We start from the raw sequence: 14,693 nt of genomic DNA on the forward strand, positions 1-14,693 counted from the left end.
TTCCAGATTAGTGCCGACTGGCAGGATGGTGACCATGAGTGGGCCTTTGCTTCTCCTTGACGGTGCCAGCCTGTGGTTTCGTGCGTTCCACGCACTACCCGAGTCCTTTGTCGGCGATGACGGCAGACCCGTCAACGCTGTCCGCGGATTCACCGACATGGTCGCGTCGCTGATCACCAAGCACCAACCGAGTCGCCTCGCCGTCTGCCTGGATCTGGATTGGCGACCGCAGTTCCGCGTCGACGCCATCCCCACCTACAAAGCTCACCGCGTTGCCGAGGGATCCGACGGTTCGTCCGAGGAAGTGCCCGATACCCTCACCCCGCAGGTCGACATGATCATGGATGTCCTCGCGGCAGCGGGAATCGCCACCGCCGGTGCGGTCGGTCTCGAAGCCGACGACGTCCTGGGCACGCTGGCCGCCACGGAACGCGATGATCTCACCGTCGTGGTCAGCGGAGATCGCGACCTGTTGCAGGTTGTCACCGACGACTACGTTCCCGTTCGCGTTCTGTACGTCGGCCGCGGGTTGGCCAAGGCCGAACTCTTCGGGCCGGCCGAGGTAGCCGAGAAATACGGTGTGCCCGCCGATCGCGCCGGTGACGCCTACGCGGAACTGGCTGCGCTGCGCGGAGATTCGTCCGACGGACTTCCTGGCATCAAGGGGGTCGGCGAAAAGACCGCGTCGACGCTCATGCTCAGGTATGGATCGCTCGACGGCATCCGCACGGCTGCCGAAGATCCCGAATCCGATATGGCCAAAGGTCTGCGAGCGAAACTGACGTCACCCGAGGCGAAGGCATACCTCGACGCCGCGTTACCCGTTGTGCGTGTCGTGCGTGACGCAGATGTGCAGTTCTCGAGGTCCGACGTACTTCCCGACGCACCGATCGATCAAGCCCGCTTCGACGAACTGGCTGAAACCTTGAGAATCGAGCGTTCGGCCGGCCGTCTTGCCGCGGCACTCAAAGCTGCGGCAAGCCGACCGGCTGACAACTGACAACTCAGCTGGGGCGCGAGACTTCGTAGGTTCCGGTGTCGTCGACAAACGTCAGCGTCACCGACTTCTTCTCACCCGAGACGGAGAGGGTGCACGTGAACTTTGCACCGGACTTGATTTCCTGACCCGACGGGCAGGAAACGTCGCTGACGTTCTTGGCGCCGTACGACTCGGTGACGATTTTCTCGACACCCTTGGCCGCAGCATTTGCGTCCAGCGTGTCCTTCGACGTGAATACGAAGAGGCCGATGACGACGGCTGCCAGAACGACCAGTACACCGATCGCACCGAAGATCAGCGGCTTCTTGGACTTTGCACCTTGCGGCGGTCCCTGATTCCACTGAACCGGCGCGCCGGGCTGAACACCGGGCTGCGCGCCCCACGCCTGTTGCGGTTGCTGGGCCGTTGGCTGCCCCCAGACCTGAGTCTGGTCGCCGCCTGGCTGTTGACCCCACTGCTGCTGACCCGGCTGACCGGGCTGCTGAGGCTGACCCCACGGCTGCTGACCGTATCCGGGCTGACCGGGCTGACCGGGCTGCCCCTGTGGCTGGCCTGGCTGGCCGTATCCGGGTTGCCCGTACGCGGGCTGGCCTTGAGGCTGACCTGGCTGGCCGTATCCGGGTTGCCCGTACGCGGGCTGGCCCTGTGGCTGACCGTAACCCGGTTGACCCTGGGGCTGACCCGGCTGCCCGTATCCAGGCTGTCCCCACGGCTGCTGCGGTGGTTGTTCACCGTTGCCCCACTGCCCATTCGGATCATTCGGTCCGTAAGGCCCGCTCATCTTCGCCTCCACTCGAAACACCAGTCTTCAGTTACCGCGTACGTCACGCATGCCAGATGCCGCGTGCACACGCAACTCCTGGGAATCCAACCACACAGTCCGCGCTCAAGCTGCGTCGAGAGCGACCACTCCGCGACGAATCGACCCCACAGCCTTCGCCGCGACCTTCGCGACGACGGGATCCGTAGCCGTCAGCCGCACCTGATCGAGGAGATCGATTACCTGTCGGCACCAGCGGACAAAATCGCCCGCCGACAACGCGCGCCCCTGCACACCGGCAGCCAACAACGCTTCGACCAGCGAATTGTCGCTCGCCCAGTGATAGACCGCCGTGACAAAACCCAGATCAGGCTCACGCGTCGGCGGCAATTTGTGGCGAATTTCGTCCGCTCGCAGTTCACTCCACAGGCGCTGGGTGTCTGTGAGCGCATGACGGATCGCCTGCGTCGGCACTCGACTCGTCGTGTCGCCGTCCCTACGGGATTCGTACACGACCGAGGACACGACCGCCGCAAGTTCGGGCGGAGTCAGACCCTGCCACGCACCGGTACGTAGGCACTCGGCCACCAGCAAGTCGCTCTCGCTGTAGATCCGGCTCAGACGTTGCCCTGCTTCTGTCACTTGGGGCACGGACTCGGCGCTCATGTAACCGCGCTCCTTGAGCAACGACACGATGCGGTCGAACGTACGCGCCAAGGAATTGGTGGTGGCTGCCGCTTTTTGTCGCAGTGCCTGTGTTTCCCGAGCCAGCCGGTTGTACTTCTCCCCGATACGACCGAGATGGTCACGATCGGGCCAACTGTGGCACGGGTGCGACCGAATCGCGCGACGCAACGACGCCACCTCGGCGTCCTCGGACGCGCCGCCCTTGTGCCGCTTCTTCCGGCGCGGCGCGGTGAATCCGGTGCTGCGCAACGCCGACGCCAGATCGCGCCGCGACCGTCCGGTGTGGTGATCGACGAACTTCGGCAACCGCATCACACCGAGCGTTTCGGCAGCTTCGGGGAAATCCGCGGCGGACAGCTTTCCGGCCCACTGATCTTCGGCGAGAACCAACGGCCGTGGATCCTTCGGATCGTTGTCCGGCACAAGCACAACGGCGGTACCCGAATGCCGTCCGATCGGAATCGCGATGACGTCACCGCGTCGCAGCGTCCGCAGCGACGCGACGGCCTGATCGCGGCGATCCTCACGACTTTCTCGTTCGAGTTTGCGTTCCCGATCGCTCAGTCGATCACGCAACGACGCGTACTCGTAGTACTCACCGTCTGGACCACCGAGCTTGTCCTGCAACGCTTTCAGCGCGGTCTCGTTGCGTTCGATGCTCCGCACCACGCCTACCACGGAGCGGTCCGCCTGGAATTGGGCGAACGAGCGCTCGAGCAGCGTGCGGGATTCCTTGACGCCCATGCGATCCACCAGATTGATCGACATGTTGTATGACGGCCGAAAAGAGCTGCGCAGCGGGAATGTTCGGGTGGACGCCAAGCCGGCGACGTCGGTCGGTTCGACACCTGGCTGCCACAGGACGACTGCATGCCCCTCGATATCGATGCCGCGTCGGCCAGCTCTACCGGTGAGCTGTGTGTACTCACCCGGCGTCAGCTCGGCGTGAGTTTCGCCGTTGTACTTGACCAGCCGTTCGAGAACCACGGTGCGGGCCGGCATGTTGATGCCCAGTGCCAGAGTTTCAGTGGCGAATACAGCGCGGACGAGGCCCTTGACGAACAACTCCTCGACCGTCTGCCGGAAAGCGGGCAGCATCCCGGCGTGGTGGGCTGCCAGACCGCGCTGCAACGCCTTACGCCACTCCCAGTAACCGAGCACCTCCAAGTCCTCTTTGGGGAGGCCACCGATGTGTTTGTCGATGATCGTGTCGATCTCGCGCACCTGTTCGGGAGTCGTCAGATCCAGCCTCGAGCGAACGCACTGAGTCAGCGCGGCATCGCACCCGGCGCGCGAGAAGATGAAGGTGATTGCCGGCAGCAAACCTTCCTTGTCCAGTTGTGCGATCACGTCAGGCCTGGGAAGTGGCCGGAAATCGTTGGCACTCTGGTAGCGACTACGGCCACGACCGCGCGGCTGCCAGCTTTCCACCCGGTCGAGGGCCTGACGTTGTTTGACATGCCGAACCAGATCCTGGTTGACAACAAACTTCGAGGGTCCGGCCGAAGGATTGCTACGGCTGTCGAAGAGATCGAAGATCCGGCGCCCCACCATGATGTGCTGCCACAACGGAATCGGCCGCGTCTCGTCGACCACAACGGTGGTGTCGCCGCGGACAGTCTCCATCCAGGCGCCGAATTCCTCGGCATTGCTCACGGTGGCGGACAAACTCACCAACCGCACGTCCTCGGACAGGTGCAGGATCACTTCTTCCCACACTGCGCCGCGGAAACGGTCGGCCAGGTAGTGAACCTCGTCCATGACAACGTGTGACAGACCGCGCAACGCCTCCGAATTGGCGTACAGCATGTTGCGAAGCACCTCGGTGGTCATGACAACAACAGGAGCGTCCGAGTTGATGCTGGTGTCTCCGGTGAGCAAACCGACCTCACTGGGGCCGTATCGCTCGCTCAGTTCGGCGTACTTCTGATTGCTCAATGCTTTGATGGGCGTGGTGTAGAAGCACTTTCGCCCAGCAGCCAACGCCAGGTGGACGGCGAATTCGCCGACCACAGTCTTTCCCGCACCTGTCGGCGCGCACACCAGCACACCGTGACCCTCTTCGAGGGCGCGGCAGGCGTTGATCTGGAACGGATCGAGGTCGAACTTCAGCCCCGAAGCAAATTTGCTGAGCTCAACATCAGAACTCGTTTCACTACTACTCATAACCACCTCGTCAGCGTGTCACACGCCGGCGACACGGGAACCCCAGCACCCTGGAGACACGCCTCACAAGGTACCGGGGAACGCCTCACAGGGTGTCGGTAAAGTCCTGGCCCGACGTGTTGCCGGCAGCACCGGAACCGGCTTCGGTCGCGGCAGTTGCCTTCGCCTTCGACTTCCGGCCGAACAATCCGCGTGACTCCGCCTTCGGCTTCGCGGGTTCATCCAAAGCTTCGTTCAAGTCGGTCGGCGCCGAGATCGACGACGCTTCCTCGTCCGACAGCGCGCCCCAGTCTTCGCCGGACTTCCTGGCCTTGCGCTTGTCGTTGATGCGCGCAATCTGCACTGCGAACTCGAACAGCAGAGTGAGCGAGAGCGCAAGCGCGAGCATCGAGAACGGGTCCGAACCCGGAGTTGCGATGGCCGCGAACACGAACAAGCCGAAGATCAAGCCGCGACGCCACGCCTTGAGCCGCTCGTAGGTAAGGATTCCCGCAAAGTTCAGTACGACGACCAGTAGCGGAATCTCGAAACTGACGCCGAAAATCAGCAGCAGGTTGATGATGAATCCGAAGTACTCGGAACCACTGAGCGCGGTGATCTGAACGTTGTCACCGATGGTGAGAAGGAAGTGCAAAGCCTTCGACACGACCAGGTACGCAAGAACGGCACCGAGGATGAAGAGGCCGGCACCGGCGGTGACAAACGCCACGGCGTAGCGGCGTTCCTTCGAATACAGGCCCGGAGTGATGAATGCCCACAACTGGTACAACCAGATCGGACTGGCAAGCACGATTCCCGCGGTGAGGGCCACCTTGAATCGCAGCATGAACTGCTCGAACGGACCGGTTGCGAGCAAACGACACGCATCGTCGACGCTGAGGTTTGCGCGGCTTTCGACCGGAAGCTCACAGTACGGTCCGCGCAGTAGGTCGCCGAGGCTTTCGATCCCGAAAATCGACGCGGAGTACCAGAAGAATCCGAAGGCGGTGGTAATGATGACACCGAGGAACGCGAACAGCAGTCGAGTTCGTAATTCGTACAGGTGGTCGATCAACGACATGGTGCCGTCGGGGTTGACCTTCCGCTGGCGGTTACGCGGGTCTAACGGAATTCGCACTGGTACATCCTGCTCTTGGCAAACTGGTTTTGGTCAGCACACAACCGGGGTGAATACAGATTTCACCCCGGTTGGACAGCGGCATGTAGCTAGAGCGGCTTAACTTCGGTCGGCTGCGCGATCGGAGCAGCAGCGCCGGTAGCGGTCACCTGTGCGGTCGGCAGCTGAGCCGGGGCCTGAGCAACGACGGGCGCAGCAGGAGCCGCGTCGTCATTCTGCATTTCCTTGACTTCACTCTTGAAGATGCGCAGTGAACGGCCGAGTCCTCGAGCTGCGTCGGGCAGTTTCTTCGACCCGAACAGAATGACAACGACAACAGCAACAATCAGCCAATGCATCGGCTGCATTGCACCCATAATGACCTCCCATGATCAGATTCCTCGATGCTACCGGACACAACCGGCGTAAGGAGGCTTCCAAGTCCTTACTTCAGCTACCGTTTACCTGTTTGTTTCATGCGCGGTTGCTGTGAAGCCCGCTCACGATCCGATCGTGTCGTAAGCGTCCAACGCCGTCACCGCCCGATTATGCACTTCGGCAACCAGTTCCGGCGGTGCAAGCACCCGAACACCCTCGCCGAACCCGAGAACCAACCGTGCCATCCACTCGAGTGTCCCGAAACTCATTGTTGCCTCGACGGAACCGTCGTCGTTCACCTTCTGGACGTCCATCGGGTAGTAATCGAGCATCCAGACACAGTTCTGAGCTACGAACAATCGGGCTTCGGGCAGTGATCCGTCGCCACTGAACAATTCCAGACTGGAATCCTCGTCGAGCGCGTGCGGTGGCGGAGTGGACGGCTCGTCGAGTTCGATTGCCGCATCGATCCGATCGAATCGGAACAACCGCACACCCTCGGCCTGGCGGCACCAGCCCTGGAGATAGCTGAAATTGTCGACCAACACGATTCGCACCGGATCGACCACCCGCTCGGACACCGCGTCCCGCGAAGCCGAGTAGTAGGTCAGCTTCAGTGCGCGCCGATCAGCCAGCGCCGACCGGACCGTCGCCGTTACCGGATCTTCGGCGACATCCACTTCCGGTTCGGCCTCATGCCCGTTACCCGTGGCGCGCGCTGCCGCAGAGCCTGCCGCCGCTTCGATCTTGGCAATTGCTCGTTGCGCCGCGGACGGATCGACCATGCCCGGCATCTCCACCAGCGAGCGCAACGCGATGAGCAACGCGGTCGCTTCGGTCGAGGTCAACCGAAGGGGCCGGTCGATACCGGCGGAGAACGTGACGTCGATGCTCTCCTCGGAAAATGACAGGTCGATCAGATCGCCCGGGCCGTACCCGGGCAGCCCGCACACCCACAACTGATTGAGATCGTTCATCAACTGCGTTGTGCTGACACCGAGTTCGGCGGCAGCCTCCGCGGCGCTCATTCCAGGGTTCGCGATGAAAAACGGAACAAGATTCAGCAATCGAGCAAGCCTCGACGACAGGCGATTGTTCATCAGTGAGTTTCCTTCTGCTCGGCAATCTCCGAGCGTGCCGCAGCACCTTGAAGTTTGGTGATCACGTCAGCCCGCAGGTCCGGCGGATCAAGCACCAACGCATCTGCCCCGTGTCCGGCGATCAATCTGGCAGTCCACTCCCACGATCGAACCGGGATCGACAGAACGCTTCCCTCGCGTTCGGTCAGCGTCCGATCCGTCATCGACGACGCCAACCTGCGCAGCTCGTGTGCGCGGTTCGCCGCCACCCAGACAGTCGCGGTACCGGTCACGACACCGGATCCGGTTACTCGGTCCACAACCTCGCGAAGATCAAGACCCTCCGGTTTGTGCACCGCGCCGGCTGGGCCGAATTCGCGAACATCGTCACCGATGCGGGACAGGCGGAACGTGCGGACAGCGTCCCGATCGACATCATGACCGACCAGATACCACTTGCCGTTATGCGTGACCACGCCCCACGGCTCCACTGTCCGCTCGATGAACGGTTCGTTGAGCGCAGCGCGATGCTGGAAATGAACGGCCCGGCCCGCGTCGACTGCGGCGAGCAGCTTCCCGAGAGCCGGTTCGGAACCACGTGAGCGAGCCGGAATCGCGGTAATCGGCGCGGCGGAAACATCCCCGTCGACCTGTACACCGGCAGCACGCAGTTTGAGCAAGGCACTCTGTGCGGCGGAAATCAGCTCGGGCGATTCCCACAGCTGCACGGCAACGGCAACGGCCGCCGACTCTTCGCTGGTCAAATCGACATCAGGAAGCTCATACGCATTGCGATTGATCCGATATCCCTCGACCGTCGAAAACCGCCCAGCCGGTCCCGTCTCCAACGGAACTCCGAGGTCACGAAGCTCGTTCTTGTCCCGCTCGAACATCCGGGAGAACGCCTCGTAGTTGGCGGAATCGCTGTAACCGGCTACTGAATCACGGATTTTCTCCGCAGTGAGGAACTGCCTGGTGGAGAGCAATGCAATCACCAAGTTCATCAACCGCTCGATTTTCGATGTCGCCACGCCGAAATCCTAGTGGCTCTGCGGTTGCCGACACGTCAGCGCACTACATCGACGCGATGAGTCGCTCAACTCTCTCGTCGACCGAACGGAACGGGTCCTTGCACAGGACTGTTCGCTGAGCTTGATCGTTGAGCTTGAGATGCACCCAGTCGACGGTGAAGTCACGCCCCGCGGCCTGCGCTGCAGTGATGAAATCGCCGCGAAGTTTCGCGCGTGTCGTCTGCGGTGGGTTGTCGACGGCGTCGTCGATCGTTTCGTCCTCCGTGACGCGCTTGACCAAGCCCTTCTTCTGCAACACGTCGAACACTCCGCGCCCACGCTTGATGTCGTGATACGCAAGATCGAGCTGCGCGATCTTCGGGTCGGACAGATCAAATCCGTGACGATCCTGGTAGCGCTGGAACAACTTACGCTTGATCACCCAGTCGATCTCGGTGTCGACCTTCGCAAAATCCTGGGCTTCGACGGCGTCGAGCATGCGGCCCCACAAATCGACAACTTGCTCTACCTGCGGATCCGGTTCGCGATTGCGCAGGTGCTCCACAGCCTTCGAGTGATACTCACGCTGGATGTCGAGAGCACTGGCCTGGCGGCCGCCGGCCAACCGGACCGGACGCTTTCCGGTGACGTCGTGGCTGACCTCTCGGATGGCACGAATCGGATTGTCGAGGGCGAAGTCGCGGAAGGAGACTCCAGCCTCGATCATCTCGAGCACCAAGGCGGCAGAGCCGACCTTCAGCATCGTGCTGGTCTCGGCCATGTTGGAGTCGCCCACGATGACGTGCAGGCGACGGTACTTCTCGGCGTCGGCATGAGGTTCGTCGCGGGTATTGATGATCGGACGCGAACGTGTGGTGGCCGACGAGACGCCTTCCCAGATGTGCTCGGCACGCTGGGAGAGACAGAACGTGGCTGCCTTCGGTGTCTGCAGAACCTTTCCGGCACCGCAGATCAACTGACGCGTCACGAGGAACGGCAACAGCACGTCGGAGATGCGGGAGAACTCGCCAGCTCGCGCGACCAGGAAGTTCTCGTGGCAACCGTACGAGTTTCCGGCGGAGTCGGTGTTGTTCTTGAAGAGGTAGATGTCGCCACCGATTCCCTCTTCTGCCAACCGCTCTTCCGCATCGATGAGCAGTTCCTCGAGAACTCGCTCACCGGCCCGGTCGTGGTTGACCAGTTGGATGAGGCTGTCGCACTCGGCGGTTGCGTACTCCGGATGAGAACCAACATCCAAGTACAGGCGCGCTCCGTTGCGGAGGAAGACGTTGGAACTACGACCCCACGACACGACACGACGGAAGAGGTAACGAGCAACCTCGTCGGGGCTCAGTCGCCTGTGCCCGTGAAAGGTGCAGGTAACGCCGAATTCCGTCTCGATACCCATGATTCGTCTCTGCACACTTCGACAGTACAACCAGAATGCCCGCTTCACCCGTGTTGACGAACTCCCGTGGCGTCACGACTCGACAACATCTCGAGTCGGCATAGTGTGGCGGGGTGAGCTACCTGCACCGAAAACTTGTCCGAACCGACGTCAAATGGATGGAAAGCACTGGCGCACTGAAGCCTTCCACGCTCGATTCCGTGATGCGGCGGCTCTCGCGAGCAGCCAACCACGGGTTCCTGTGGATGGCTATCGCCGGTGTCCTCGCGCTGATCGGCGGACAACCGCGCCGCGCGGCTGCCCGCGGAATGCTCGCATTGGCCGGATCGAGCGCACTGGCAAACGGTGTGTTGAAACCGCTTTTTCCCCGTCGACGCCCACCCGTTCGCGCGTGGATCAACCCGAAGCGCGGAGTCGAGTTCCCGACGTCCTCGTCGTTCCCGTCGGGTCATAGCGCCTCCGCAGCCGCATTCACTACCGCGGTAGCAATGGAATCTCCGACAACCGGCGCAGTACTCGCTCCATTGGCCGCGGCCGTCGCCTATTCACGCGTGCACAACGGGGTCCACTGGCCTTCGGACGTGTTCGCCGGAATAGCCGTCGGAGGTGCCGTGGCAGCGGGAACGCGCAGGTGGTGGGCAGTACGCGACGAAGAACCCGCGGATCTTGGTCCCGAGTGTGTGGTACCTGCGCTGCCTGGAGGCGAAGGACTGGTTGTCTTCACCAATCCCGGATCCGGCAGCGAAGACGACGGCATCGTGGATACGATCCGGGAAGCCCTGCCCGCAGCAGTCATTATCGAATTCAACCCGGACATAGATTTCGACAAGCAGATCGAAGCGAAGCTTCGTGAGTCGAAACCACTAGCGGTAGGTGTGTGCGGCGGCGACGGCACCGTCGTCACGGTCGCAGACGCGGCAACACGACACAATCTTCCGCTCGCAGTTTTCCCAGGTGGAACCCTCAACCACTTTGCCCGCGACGTCGGCGTCGCGGACGTCGCTGAAACGGTGACGGCGGTCGAGTCCGGACAAGCAGCGTTTGTCGATCATGCCGTGGTGACAACCGATACCGGGGTTACCGCTCGTTTTCTCAACACAGCCAGTCTGGGCGGCTATCCGGATGCGGTACGGCTACGTGAAAAGTGGGAACCGCGATTCGGCAAGTGGCCGGCGGCCGCCGCGGCGATGATCCGCGTGCTAGCAGCCGCAGAGCCGATGAGTGTCACCATCGACGGCACCAAGGCCAGTATCTGGATGCTCTTCGTCGGAAACGGCCGGTACTCCCCCGGCGACCAGGTCCCGATGTCGCGGCCCGAACTCAACCGTGGGCTGCTCGACGTCCGATACTTGCGAGCCGACCGGAAATTCTCCCGCTCCCGGTTGCTGTTTGCCGCTGCCACAGGAACATTGGGCAGCTCACCGGTCTACATCCATGCCCTGGCGCCGACGCTCTCGGTTCAGGTGAATGCTGAGTCTGTAGCGATTGCCACCGACGGTGAAGTCGTGGCAGACGCGCGCCGGTTCGATTTCAGCACCGAACCGGCCGCGGTTGCCGTCTACAGATTCTCGAAGGACTGAAAAACAGTTGCTATTGGGGTGCGTCGCCGTTTGACGGCGGCGCATCCTCAGCCTTCTCAGCCTTACTCTGGGGCTCTGCTGCCGATGGCAGCATGGCTTCGAGTGCTGCTCCCGAGATTCGCTTGAACGCACGGCGCGGACGGTTGTTGTCGAGAACTGCAACTTCCAGTGCCTCGACGGTCAGCACCCGGGGCTCGGCCTCGGTTGTTCCGACGGGCGCCGGCCCACCCTTCTGCAATGCTCCAACTGCGATACGTACAGCGGACTCCAGATCGAGGTCTCGCTGATACGACTCGCGCATCGCGGTAACGATTGGCTCTGTGGTGCCGCCCATGACCACAAATTCCTGCTCGTCGGCAATCGAACCGTCGTACGTGATCCGATACAGCTGAGCCGGCGTGTTGCTACCGAAGCGGCCGATTTCCGCAACGCAGATCTCGACCTCGTACGGTTTGGGTTGCTCGGTGAAAATTGTGCCCAGAGTCTGGGCGTACGCATTGGCGAGCGAACGGCCTGTGACGTCACGACGGTCGTACGAGTACCCACGCATATCCGCGTGCACAATGCCCGCACGACGGAGATTCTCGAATTCGTTGTACTTGCCGACGGCCGCAAAACCGAGACGGTCGTACAACTCACTGACCTTGTGCAACGCCGTCGACGGATTCTCCGCGACAAACACCACACCGTCGCGATACGTCAGTACGACGACGCTTCGTCCACGGGCAATTCCTTTGCGCGCCAATTCCGAACGATCACGCATGATCTGTTCGGCTGATGCGTAATACGGCATCGTCATAGCGCAGAACCCCCTTCCGGATTACCGAGCGCCGTACGCGCCGCAACAATGTCCCTGGCGATTTCGGCCGCCCGCTCCGTGGACAGTTCCACGGCTCCTGCTGCGGTGATCGTGACTGCGGTCGGATAAATTCCGCGCGTAACGTCTGGTCCACCCGTCGCCGAATCGTCGTCGGCGGCGTCGTACAGAGCCTCTACCGCCAAGCGAAGCGCAGTGGCCTCGTCGATGCCCGGTGAATACAACTTCTTGAGCGCCGACTTCGCGAACAATGATCCCGATCCGACAGCGTGATAGCCGGCACGTTCCTCGTACCGCCCACCCACGACGTCGTACGAGACGATGCGACCCGCCGTCGTAGGGTCGACGGCGTCCACGTCGTAGCCGACCAGCAGCGGTACAACTGCGAGTCCCTGCATTGCGGCGCCGAGGTTGCCACGCACCATCGACGACAGACGATTTGCCTTGCCGTCGAACGTGAGTGAAACGCCTTCGATCTTCTCGTAATGCTCGAGTTCAACCGCGAACAGGCGCACCAGTTCGATCGCGATGCCGGCGGTCCCGGCAATCCCCGCAGCCGAGTAGTCGTCCGTGATGTACACCTTCTGCACGTCACGGCTGGCGATGAGGTTGCCCATGGTCGCCCGGCGATCGCCGGCAAGCAACACGCCACCGGCGTAACTGATCGCGACGATCGTGGTCCCGTGCGGAGCAACATCACCCCCGCCCATGGTTACACCTCCCCTGTCAGCGAATCGGTTCTGCGGAAGATGCTCCGGTGCGTGCACTCGAAGATATTCCGAGAATGACGACAGATTGGAGCCGAAGCTCAACCGTGTGTCCCCGTCGGTTATCCGGGGCGCGCGATCCACCGTCACTGGCCGCCCTTCTGCACGTAAGCGCGGACGAAGTCCTCGGCGTTCTCTTCCAACACGTCGTCGATTTCGTCGAGTAGGTCGTCGGTTTCTGCAGCGAGCTTCTCGCGACGTTCCTGGCCGGCACTACCGTCGCCGCCAGTGGTGTCGTCGTCTTCGCCGCCACCGGCACGCTGCGTCTGTTCTTGAGCCATCGCCGTCGACCTCCTTGTGTGAAGGGAGCTCTCACGAGCATCCTGTTCTGCCCAGCAGTCTCGGTTACTGATCCGCTCGGACCTTTACCCTACCGAGCGACACCGTCACGCGCCGGGAGACTCGGCCGCGATTAGGCACCAAAATCAATGTGTCAGCTGATCCACCAACTCCGCAGCGCTGTCGACGGAGTCGAGCAGAGCACCCACATGAGCCTTACTGCCGCGCAGTGGTTCCAGGGTCGGTATCCGGATCAGCGATTCACCCCCGAGGTCGAATATCACCGAATCCCAGCTGGCAGCAGCGATATCGCCACCGAATCGACGGAGGCATTCACCACGGAAATACGCACGCGTATCGGTGGGCGGATTGGACACCGCGTCGAGCACCTGTTGCTCGGTGACCAGTCGTTCCATCGATCCGCGGGCAACCAATCGGTTGTACAAACCCTTGTCCAAACGGACATCGGAATACTGCAAATCGACCAAATGCAGGCGCGGAGCCGACCACGCGAGACCTTCGCGGTTGCGGAAACCTTCGAGCAGGCGCAGCTTTGCCGGCCAGTCCAGGATGTGTGCGCAGTCCATCGGATCGCGTTCGAGAAGATCGAGAACCATGGCCCACTTGGACACGATGTCGTCGGCGCGCGCATCCCGATCAGTTTCCCGATCGAGGAACTTCGCGACGCGTTCGAGGTAAATACGTTGCAGCGCAAGCCCAGTCAACTCGCGCCCGTCGGACAAGGCGACGGTCTTGCGCAGGGTCGGATCATGGCTGATGTGGTGAACCGCGGTGACGGGGCGCGCCAACTGCAGATCCGTCAGATCGACGCCCGCTTCGATCAGATCGAGAACCAGCGCCGTGGTCCCCACCTTGAGGTACGTGGACATCTCCGCAAGGTTCGCGTCACCGATAATGACGTGCAGACGGCGGTACTTGTCCGCGTCGGCGTGCGGTTCGTCGCGGGTGTTGATGATTCCGCGTTTGAGAGTCGTCTCCAGCCCGACCTCGACCTCGATGTAATCGGCTCGCTGCGACAGCTGGAAACCTGCCTCGTCCCCGGACTGGCCGATGCCCACGCGACCGGAACCGCAAATGACCTGGCGTGACGCGAAGAAGGGCGTCAAACCGGCAACGATGTCCGTGAACGGGGTCGCCCGGGAGCACAGGTAGTTCTCGTGGGTGCCGTACGAGGCCCCCTTGCCGTCGACGTTGTTCTTGTACAACTGCAGGCGCGGCGCGCCGGGAACACTCGAGGCGTGGCGAGCAGCTGCTTCCATGACCCGCTCACCGGCCTTGTCCCAGATCACCGCGTCGAGTGGATCGGCCACTTCAGGTGCCGAATACTCGGGATGTGCGTGATCGACGTACAAGCGGGCACCGTTGGTGAGAATCATATTTGCCGCACCGATTTCGTCGGCGTCGATCACCGGAGCCGGCCCGCTGAGTCGCCCCAGGTCGAATCCACGGGCGTCACGCAGGGGCGATTCCACCTCATAGTCCCAGCGTGTACGCCTCGCTCGGGGTACACCCGCGGCGGCGGCGTACGCCAGTACCGCCTGGGTTGATGTGAGTATCGGATTCGCCGAAGGCTCACTGGGTGAAGATATTCCGTACTCGACCTCGACACCGATAATCCGCTGCATACGTTCGAGACTATGCGATC

The 14,693-nt window shown here is 62.0% G+C and carries 13 protein-coding genes; 2 read left to right on the plus strand and 11 right to left on the minus strand.

Annotation, left to right across the window (positions count from 1 at the left end):
- Positions 1-34 precede the first annotated feature (34 nt).
- Positions 35-1,000 (plus strand): 5'-3' exonuclease, encoded by a 966-nt coding sequence (locus FEZ60_RS04100; protein ID WP_033231964.1) that lies wholly within the window; start codon positions 35-37, stop codon positions 998-1,000.
- A 4-nt stretch (positions 1,001-1,004) separates the two neighbouring features.
- Here FEZ60_RS04100 and FEZ60_RS04105 read toward each other — a convergent pair whose 3' ends face one another.
- The 7 genes from FEZ60_RS04105 to pafA form a co-directional block, all read right to left on the minus strand.
- Positions 1,005-1,781 (minus strand): DUF4333 domain-containing protein, encoded by a 777-nt coding sequence (locus FEZ60_RS04105; RefSeq protein ID WP_172935567.1) that lies wholly within the window; start codon positions 1,779-1,781, stop codon positions 1,005-1,007.
- 105 nt (positions 1,782-1,886) lie between these two features.
- Positions 1,887-4,613, minus strand: coding sequence for an RNA helicase (locus FEZ60_RS04110; protein WP_033231963.1), 2,727 nt, complete (start codon positions 4,611-4,613; stop codon positions 1,887-1,889).
- Between the two features lie 85 nt (positions 4,614-4,698).
- On the minus strand, positions 4,699-5,730 hold the full coding sequence (tatC, locus tag FEZ60_RS04115; protein ID WP_033231962.1) for a twin-arginine translocase subunit TatC: 1,032 nt from the start codon (positions 5,728-5,730) through the stop codon (positions 4,699-4,701).
- An 89-nt stretch (positions 5,731-5,819) separates the two neighbouring features.
- Positions 5,820-6,086 carry a Sec-independent protein translocase subunit TatA gene (tatA, locus tag FEZ60_RS04120; RefSeq protein WP_033231961.1) on the minus strand — a complete coding sequence of 89 codons (267 nt, stop codon included), beginning with the start codon at positions 6,084-6,086 and terminating at the stop codon, positions 5,820-5,822.
- Positions 6,087-6,209: 123 nt separating this feature from the next.
- The gene (locus tag FEZ60_RS04125) at positions 6,210-7,187 is read right to left on the minus strand and encodes a YafY family protein (RefSeq protein WP_045067826.1); all 978 of its coding nucleotides are present in this window, start codon (positions 7,185-7,187) and stop codon (positions 6,210-6,212) included.
- On the minus strand, positions 7,187-8,197 hold the full coding sequence (locus tag FEZ60_RS04130) for a YafY family protein (RefSeq protein WP_033231959.1): 1,011 nt from the start codon (positions 8,195-8,197) through the stop codon (positions 7,187-7,189). The genes FEZ60_RS04125 and FEZ60_RS04130 overlap by 1 nt, the downstream gene beginning before the upstream one ends.
- A 43-nt stretch (positions 8,198-8,240) precedes the next feature.
- Positions 8,241-9,599 carry a Pup--protein ligase gene (pafA, locus tag FEZ60_RS04135; RefSeq protein WP_181317503.1) on the minus strand — a complete coding sequence of 453 codons (1,359 nt, stop codon included), beginning with the start codon at positions 9,597-9,599 and terminating at the stop codon, positions 8,241-8,243.
- Between the two features lie 143 nt (positions 9,600-9,742).
- Between pafA and FEZ60_RS04140 the strand changes: the two genes are divergently transcribed.
- Entirely contained in the window at positions 9,743-11,164 is a 1,422-nt protein-coding gene (locus FEZ60_RS04140) for a phosphatase PAP2 family protein (protein ID WP_172935638.1), read from the plus strand.
- A gap of 10 nt (positions 11,165-11,174) precedes the next feature.
- On the opposite strand, the gene prcA is transcribed toward FEZ60_RS04140, so the two are convergent.
- The 4 genes from prcA to dop all read right to left on the minus strand — a co-directional run bounded on the left by prcA (position 11,175) and on the right by dop (position 14,673).
- Entirely contained in the window at positions 11,175-11,963 is a 789-nt protein-coding gene (gene prcA / locus FEZ60_RS04145; protein ID WP_172935568.1) for a proteasome subunit alpha, read from the minus strand.
- Positions 11,960-12,838, minus strand: coding sequence for a proteasome subunit beta (gene prcB, locus FEZ60_RS04150; RefSeq protein ID WP_033231955.1), 879 nt, complete (start codon positions 12,836-12,838; stop codon positions 11,960-11,962). The genes prcA and prcB overlap by 4 nt, the downstream gene beginning before the upstream one ends.
- Positions 12,835-13,029, minus strand: a complete 195-nt coding sequence (locus FEZ60_RS04155; protein ID WP_033231954.1) for a ubiquitin-like protein Pup — start codon at positions 13,027-13,029, stop codon at positions 12,835-12,837. The genes prcB and FEZ60_RS04155 overlap by 4 nt, the downstream gene beginning before the upstream one ends.
- 144 nt (positions 13,030-13,173) lie before the next feature.
- Positions 13,174-14,673 (minus strand): depupylase/deamidase Dop, encoded by a 1,500-nt coding sequence (gene dop, locus FEZ60_RS04160; protein WP_033231953.1) that lies wholly within the window; start codon positions 14,671-14,673, stop codon positions 13,174-13,176.
- Positions 14,674-14,693 lie beyond the last annotated feature (20 nt).

The sequence above is a fragment of the Rhodococcus sp. MS16 genome, from assembly GCF_013277795.1.
Classification (GTDB): domain Bacteria; phylum Actinomycetota; class Actinomycetes; order Mycobacteriales; family Mycobacteriaceae; genus Rhodococcus_F; species Rhodococcus_F globerula.